Here is a 6,434-nt window from a genome sequence, read left to right on the forward strand (position 1 = left end):
TCCGAGGGCTGAGTTTTCAGCCGTTATTCCGGTTCGCGATCGCGACAATCTTCTGTTTCCGGGCCGCGGGGATGGATCGTGCAGTTGAGCAGGTAGCCGCCGTCGCTTCTGCCGTAATAGTAGCGGCATCCGATGCAAATTGCGGGAGGTTCGATCGCACTTTGGTAAACCGGATAATCTCCAGTCGCCAGCAGCGAAAAGTCGCGCTGCGTCTGAACATTCCCGATAATAGCGCCGGAGAGTTCGACAGCTTGGCGGATGTTTTCGATCCTGGTGTAAGGCTGCAGGTAAATGTCAATACAAAGGCGTATCCCCTGGCTATCCAGATCGTGGCGGGTAATAGTGCCTCCAAGCAAACCGACGCGCGAAGCAATAGCCGAGGAAAATTCGCTCAGGGAGGTGCAGTAACCGGAGAAAATGTGAATGTGTTCGTCCGTAGTAGCTCTCACCGTCAGGCGAGTGGGAATTCGCAATCTCAGGTAAGCGTCGAGTTCGTCAAAAACTGGTTCGGCGAGGGATAGCATTTGGTTTGCGTCTTCGTGGTTGAGCCCAAAACCCTTAGAAACCTTGGACACGAGGGCTACTAAAATATCAAAAACTTCGGTTAAGAGTGATTGTAGCCTGCTATCAATGGCGATCGGACATTCTCTCAGCAGCTTTAAATAATCCTCCAACCGATGAGCCATGCGCTGAATGCTGCTAAATCCGAGCATCGCTGCTCCCCCTTTAATCGAGTGCGAGGCTCGGATGAGCTGGTGTATTCTTTGGGGATATGGCAGGGTGTTTTGGATATCTTGCAAGCCTGGTTCGATAATTTGGATCTGTTCTGTGGCTTCTTCGATAAAGTAGCCGATGATCCGCTGTAGTTGTTCTGGCAGCATAATTTTATTCTCCTAAAGGCAACCGAGTATTATTAGTCATTAGTCAGACATTTGATAGTTTGGAACTGATATTTAACTGACGAGTTATTTTTGTTTTTAAGCCCTGATTTGTTTTATTCTGACTCACGGCAACTGTAGTGGCAATGTCGAAAACTGTTAACTCTTAAGTGTTGAGTGTTATTTTTTTTGCTCCGACGGTAGCGATTGCTACACCCAACAGCAGCACCCCAGCACCTGCGAGTACCGCCGGCGCCGGCACTTCCCCAAACAGCAAATAACCCAACCAACTCGCCCCAACCGGTTCAAACAAGATGGCAAGAGTTACCAGAGTTGGGGAAATCTGCATTACGGCCCAGTTCAAAATGGTGTGGCCGACTAACTGAGGCAAAGCGGCCGTTAACAAAATATAAAAATATACAATGTCGGGGTAATTAGTATAAGTAGTGCCGAAGGCGAAGGGGAGAGGCAGCAGGACGATCGCAGCAACAGTATAGGCGATCGCGATATAGCCACCAATTCCCAGTCCCCGGCGCTGAGCTTCCCGGCCCAGCAGCAAATACAAGCTGACAGCCCAGGAACCAGCCAGAGCCAGGAAATCGCCCAGCAGTTGGCTGCTGCCAGCATTAGCAGCGCCCGCACTTCCGAGGGCGATCGTTATTCCCCCAGTCAGGGCTATAGTAATGCCAGCGATCGACATTTTGCTGAGTTTTTCCCCGAACCAGAAACGCGACAACAGCGCTACCCAGACAGGATTAGTCGTGACGAGAGCAGTCGAGGCGGCGATCGAAGTATAAGAAAGTGAGGTTATCCAGAGGGCAAAATGCAGGGCGAGACACAAACCCGCAGTAGCAGCATAGCGCCGAGCTCCCGGTTGCAGGGTGTTCCACTGAATTTTTCGCCAAGCCGGAAGCAGAATTAAAGCAGATAAAGTCAGGCGAGAGGCCGCGAGCACCAGACTGAAACCCAAACCGCCCGCCCCTACTGAAAAGTTAGCCAGCCGAATTAAGATTGATGAAGTTGAGACGGCTAAAACGCCGATAATTAACACTAGGGCGATCGACCAATTAGGTGCTTGTTTCGGAAGATTCATTTTTTAGGGATTGGGCATTGGGCAAACAGGGCATTGGGCATTGAGAAAATTTACAAAGCTATTTTCGCACAAATTATGAATAATTTCTCTTCTCTTCTTCTCCTCTCCTCTTCTCTCTTCCTTCGTGTTCTTCGCGCCTTCGCGGTTCGTTAAAAAAAGCCCATGCGCGAAGCACAAAAAAATACTATACTCAATCATTATTAATGTATAGCTCCCCTAAAGTTACCTAGGCTCTGTTATAGTTTCAATATCGCAAAAAACAAATTACCCACTTACAATTTATAACTATCTATGGCTCCTACAGTTTTGATTACAGGCGCTTCTCAAGGAAGCGGCAAAGCAACAGCAATTTTATTTGCCACTAAAGGTTACGATGTAGTGATGGTAGCTCGCCAGCCAGAGAGATTGGCAGCAGCAGCGGCTCAAGTGCAGCGAGAAGGCACTTCCGCTGTAGCTATTCCGGGGGATGTCGGCGACATTCAACAAGTGCGGGCGATCGTCCAACAAGCCCTAGATGCCTGCGGCAACATCGATGTTTTAGTTAACAATGCCGGCATTTGTCTCGCGGGGGCGATCGAGCGCACTACCTCCGAAGACTGGCAGCAATTAATGAATACCAATTTTTGGGGCTGCGTTAACACAATTCAAGAAATTTTGCCACATTTTCTGGAACGAAAAACAGGGACAATAGTCAATGTTGGTTCCATTGGCGGCAAAATGCCTTTGCCTCAAATGACTGCTTATTGTGCCAGCAAATATGCAGTAACCGGTTTAACAGAAACTTTGCGATTGGAATTAGCCCCTCAAGGCATTCACGTTTGCGCCGTGCATCCGGGCCTGATTAACAGCGATTTTTTAGAAAGAGCTCAATTTCGCGATCGAGACGAACCCGCAGTCGAATTGCGCCGTCAGCAAATGAGCAAAATGCTGAAATCTGAGTGGGCAACTCAGCCAGAAGATATTGCTAAAGCTATTTGGGATGCTGTGAAAAATCAGCGTGCAGAAGTTACCGTCGGTCCTGCTTTTTTGGCATCGGAAGCTTATCGGTTGTTTCCCGGTTTGATGCAGTGGGCAATGGAAAAGGGCAAGTTATAATCCTAATTGGTAGTTGGTAATTGGTAAGGTGCGCCATAAGCACCAGACAAATTATTAGTAACGCCCATCAGTCCTAGGGGTATGTTCACCTGAACATATACAACTAAAGAAAGAGACTGTGAAAGCCGCCCGAACACTATAATCGCTAACAAACCAGGAAATACACCATGCAAATCAAAGCACTTGCAGTTACAAAAACAGGCGGATTGCTTGAAGAATACAAATTCGATGTCGAACCTCCAAAAGTACATGAATGTATTATCAAAGTTTTAGCCTGCGGCATTTGTCACTCAGACTTGCACATGATTGACAATGAGTGGGGTCAATCAAAATATCCCCTCGTTCCGGGACACGAAGTTATCGGAGAAGTGGTAGAAATAGGGCCGCAAGTGACTCATTTAAAAGTGGGCGATCGCGTTGGTGTCGGTTGGCAAAGATCGTCTTGTTTGCAGTGCCGCGACTGCTTGCGCGGTAACGAAAATCTCTGCGATGAAAACCAGGGATTAATTGTGACAGGCCCGGGCGGTTTTGCCGATTATTTGATGGTAGATTCCCGCTTTGCTTTTCCTATTCCCAAAGGCATCGATTCCAAAATAGCGGGGCCGCTGTTGTGCGGCGGAATTACGGTTTACGCCGGTTTGCGGAACGCGGGGATGAGTTCCGGGCAAGAAATTGGCATTCTCGGCATCGGCGGTTTGGGACACATGGCGGTGCAATTTGCCAAAAAATTAGGCAACCGAGTTACAGTTTTTACTACTTCCCAAGATAAGGCAGAATTTGCACATAAAATGGGGGCGGACGAAGCTATTGTAGTAGGAAAAGGCGAAGTTCCTCAAGCCCCCAGCAGCAAATTAGATATTTTGTTGAGCACTGTTCCGGCTGCTTTAGATTGGGTTCCGTACATTGATTTTCTCGATTCTAACGGTGCGCTTGCTTTTGTGGGAGTTCCCGACGAACCTTTGAGTATTCCGTTATTTTCGCTGCTGGTGAAGCAACGCCGAATTGTGAGTTCTCTCATCGGCGGTCGCGCTATGATTAATGAAATGCTGGCAATTGCAGAGAAGTTTGAGATTGAGCCGATTGTCGAAGTTTTTGCGATCGCACAAGCGAATGAAGCAATTCAGAAAGTCCGCGACAATCAAGTGCGCTATCGTGCAGTTTTGACGGTGAGTTAGATAATGGGTAATCGGTAAGGTGCGCCCTGTCGCACCCTACTAGAGATATATAAGCAACGAATTAAAGCAAAGAATTAGCATTAATAAAACGACCGTTTAAATCGGCTGGGGTCACATTCAAAACAGTACCCAACAACGCATTAGTAAAACCAAATCTAATATTAGTAGCTTCCACACGGCCGTTGCCATCGGGATCGAGACTTCGCTGGGAAATGCCACCCTTTGCTAACAAACTCGTTCCCCCCGTTATAGTTGCAGGATCGATCAGCAGCAGTCTCGGATCGTTCAAGCTATAGCTTACCTGTTCAAAGGAGATGTTGCTGCTAGTAAAGTCCACACTAATTCCAATCGAATCGCTCGACTTATCAAAATCCACAATTACCGCGTCAGGAACTTCAATTCCAACTACTCTGTTTCCCGCTTGATCCACTCTAAAAACAAATACATCATTCCCCCCACCACCTTGGTAAATATCCACATCTCTGTCGCCAATTAAAATATCATTACCGTCTCCGCCAACTAACAAATCAACACCTTGTCCTCCGCGCAACAAATCATTTCCCGCACCCCCATCAAGGAAATCGCTATTTCTATCTCCTGTCAAGAAATCGTCGCCACTTTCTCCCAAAACATCGTCATCATCTTTGCCGCCGTAAATAGAATCATTGCCGACACCGCCTAACAGACTGTCTTTACCATCGTTGCCGAAAATCCGTTCTGCATCTGACGATCCCCTGACAGTATCATTGCCGCCCACCATCCAAACTCCCCCAGGAAAACTAGCAAGTTGTCCTGGTGCAAGTGTAATATTTTCAGGAGAATTGTCTCCTACCAAACGAGAGATGCCTGAATTATCTGGGGTGAGTACCATAGTTGTAAACTTTGTGCGATGTGATTATGGATATTTTGCAATATTCTACAGTTTAGTAGGGTGCGCCAGAACACAGTTACTTCCTGACTCGCGATCGAGCAATGGCTGGCGCACCCTACTAGATAGCTCGATCGCTCCATCTTGACACAAGCCTGATGGAAATACCCTAGATTAAAATAAAAGTTAAAATTTGAGCCGATGCCAATTATCTTAGTTGAAGACTTGAGCAAAGTTTATCCAGTAGCGATTAAAGAACCGGGACTTAAAGGAACAGTGCGACACTTTTTTAGTCGCACTTACCGCAATATCAAAGCAGTTGAGGGCGTCTCTTTCAGTATTGAACCGGGGGAATTCGTGGGGTTTCTCGGCGCTAACGGTGCGGGCAAAACTACTACGCTGAAAATGCTGACGGGTTTGATTTATCCGTCTGCGGGTACGGTGAGTGTGTGCGATCGTACTCCTTTCCGTCGGGAAGCAGATTTTCTGCAAAAAATCACCTTAGTGATGGGGCAGAAACAGCAGTTAATTTGGGATTTACCAGTGCTTGACTCTCTGCGAATCAATGCCGCTGTCTACGGCATTCCCGATGTAGATTATCGACTGCGAGTCGGAGAATTGACAGAGATGCTATCACTAGAAGGCAAGTTAAATCAGCCGGTACGAAAGCTTTCTTTAGGCGAACGCATGAAAGCTGAATTGATGGCGGCGCTGCTGCACCAGCCGGAGGTATTATTTTTAGATGAACCGACTTTAGGTTTGGATATAAACGCACAGTTTAGCGTCAGGCAATTTCTGCGAGAATATAACGATCGCTATCAAGCAACGGTGCTGTTGACTAGCCATTACATGGCTGACATTACTGCTTTGTGCAAGCGCGTTTTGTTAATCCACGAAGGGCAATTAGTTTATGATGGCAGTTTGGACGGATTGCTCGACAGGTTTGCACCTTATCGGGAAGTTCAGGTAAAATTAGCTAAACCGCTGGCAAAAGATAGTGCTTTTGCTTACGGGGAGGTAGAATCTATTGAGGGAAATTCAGTGCGACTTTTGGTGAAAAGGGAAGAGCTGACGGTGAGTGTGGCGAAGATTTTGGCGGAGTTGGAAGTGGTAGATTTGACTGTTACTGACCCGCCAATTGAAGAGGTAATTGGTAGAGTTTTTCGCACGGGAAAAGTGTAAAGTTTTTTGGATAAGCTGATTCTCTCTAACAGGCAAGATACCTGTTCCACTAGAGTTATAAAGTAGAACAGGCAAGATGCCTGTTCCACTAGAGATTTAGTGTTTTTGTGGAACGGGCTTCTAGCCCGTTGCTAACCCCAAAA

6 protein-coding genes are annotated in these 6,434 nt (G+C 47.1%); 3 read left to right on the forward strand and 3 right to left on the reverse strand.

The window, feature by feature from the left end:
* Positions 1 to 23: 23 nt before the first annotated feature.
* Both QUA50_RS14980 and QUA50_RS14985 read right to left on the reverse strand, forming a co-directional pair.
* On the reverse strand, positions 24 to 881 hold the full coding sequence (locus QUA50_RS14980) for an Hpt domain-containing protein (protein ID WP_333264883.1): 858 nt from the start codon (positions 879 to 881) through the stop codon (positions 24 to 26).
* Between the two features lie 163 nt (positions 882 to 1,044).
* Positions 1,045 to 1,971, reverse strand: coding sequence for a DMT family transporter (locus tag QUA50_RS14985; RefSeq protein ID WP_333264882.1), 927 nt, complete (start codon positions 1,969 to 1,971; stop codon positions 1,045 to 1,047).
* 291 nt (positions 1,972 to 2,262) lie between these two features.
* On the opposite strand from QUA50_RS14985, the gene QUA50_RS14990 reads away from it, so the two are divergent.
* On the forward strand, positions 2,263 to 3,066 hold the full coding sequence (locus tag QUA50_RS14990; RefSeq protein ID WP_333264881.1) for an SDR family oxidoreductase: 804 nt from the start codon (positions 2,263 to 2,265) through the stop codon (positions 3,064 to 3,066).
* Between the two features lie 167 nt (positions 3,067 to 3,233).
* Positions 3,234 to 4,241: an NAD(P)-dependent alcohol dehydrogenase gene (locus QUA50_RS14995; RefSeq protein WP_333264880.1), complete on the forward strand. Its 1,008-nt coding sequence runs from the start codon at positions 3,234 to 3,236 to the stop codon at positions 4,239 to 4,241.
* A gap of 61 nt (positions 4,242 to 4,302) precedes the next feature.
* On the opposite strand, the gene QUA50_RS15000 is transcribed toward QUA50_RS14995, so the two are convergent.
* Positions 4,303 to 5,112: a calcium-binding protein gene (locus QUA50_RS15000; protein ID WP_333264879.1), complete on the reverse strand. Its 810-nt coding sequence runs from the start codon at positions 5,110 to 5,112 to the stop codon at positions 4,303 to 4,305.
* Positions 5,113 to 5,310: 198 nt separating this feature from the next.
* Between QUA50_RS15000 and QUA50_RS15005 the strand changes: the two genes are divergently transcribed.
* Positions 5,311 to 6,291, forward strand: a complete 981-nt coding sequence (locus QUA50_RS15005; RefSeq protein ID WP_333264878.1) for an ATP-binding cassette domain-containing protein — start codon at positions 5,311 to 5,313, stop codon at positions 6,289 to 6,291.
* The last annotated feature ends 143 nt before the right edge of the window (positions 6,292 to 6,434 follow it).

Source organism: Microcoleus sp. M2_D5 (genome assembly GCF_036701935.1).
Classification (GTDB): Bacteria; Cyanobacteriota; Cyanobacteriia; order Cyanobacteriales; family Microcoleaceae; genus Microcoleus.

Coding starts and splice junctions, on each gene's coding strand:
- QUA50_RS14990 (WP_333264881.1), top strand. CDS start 2,263: ATGGCTCCTACAGTTTTGATTACAGGCGCTTCTCAAGGAAGCGGCAAA.
- QUA50_RS15000 (WP_333264879.1), bottom strand. CDS start 5,112: ATGGTACTCACCCCAGATAATTCAGGCATCTCTCGTTTGGTAGGAGAC.
- QUA50_RS14995 (WP_333264880.1), top strand. CDS start 3,234: ATGCAAATCAAAGCACTTGCAGTTACAAAAACAGGCGGATTGCTTGAA.
- QUA50_RS15005 (WP_333264878.1), top strand. CDS start 5,311: ATGCCAATTATCTTAGTTGAAGACTTGAGCAAAGTTTATCCAGTAGCG.
- QUA50_RS14980 (WP_333264883.1), bottom strand. CDS start 881: ATGCTGCCAGAACAACTACAGCGGATCATCGGCTACTTTATCGAAGAA.
- QUA50_RS14985 (WP_333264882.1), bottom strand. CDS start 1,971: ATGAATCTTCCGAAACAAGCACCTAATTGGTCGATCGCCCTAGTGTTA.